The organism is Pontimicrobium sp. MEBiC01747, from assembly GCF_053601635.1.
In genome coordinates this window covers 1-755 of record NZ_JBSHNS010000074.1, presented here as the reverse complement: position 1 = coordinate 755, position 755 = coordinate 1, and the positions used below count along the sequence as shown (strand labels likewise).

The window sequence follows — 755 nt, the reverse complement described above, 5'->3', positions numbered from 1 at the left end:
CCCTATAGATGCAGGAACAGAATCTCAAGACATAGAAAATGAGCGTTCCTTTATTCTTTTAGGAATAGGTTCTAGTTATAAAGCCTCTCAAGCAATAGAGTTTTATGGTAATATCTCACAAAATTACCGCTCAGTAACATTTAGCGATTTAAATGTCGTTAACCCATCAAACGCTGTTGATCCTAATATTGATGACGAAAAAGGTTTTACTACAGACATAGGCGTAAGAGGTAATATAAAAAAACTAATAGCTTATGATGCTAACATTTTTGGATTGTTTTATAATGATAGAATAGGACTTATCGATGCACAAATTCCTCCTGTAAATAACGTTGGAAAATTAAGAACAAATGTAGGAGATGCTCGAATTTTAGGAGTAGAATCATTAATAGATTTTAATCTTAAAAATATATTTAAAATGAATAACGATTTTAGAGCTAACTATTTTATAAATACCTCTTTTGTAACTTCAGAATACACCTCTTCTAATTTCGAAAATACCAGTACAGGTTTTGTAGCAGGTAACAAAGTAGAATTTATACCAGATGTTAATATAAAGACAGGAATTCAATTTGGGTATAAAAACCTTTTATCTAGTATTCAGTATACCTATTTAAGCTCTCAATTTACAGATGCAACAAATGCAACAAAAGACGATTTAAACAGCATTGTTGGAGAAATTCCAGCTTACGATGTTTTAGACATCTCTTTATCTTACACATATAAGCGATTTAAGTTAGAAACAGGAATTAATA

1 protein-coding gene is annotated in these 755 nt (G+C 30.2%); it reads left to right on the top strand.

Features of this window, described 5'->3' with window-relative positions; genetic code table 11:
- On the top strand, window positions 1–755 hold a 755-nt coding region (locus ACVC2P_RS01230), incomplete at both ends, for a TonB-dependent receptor domain-containing protein (protein WP_452596664.1).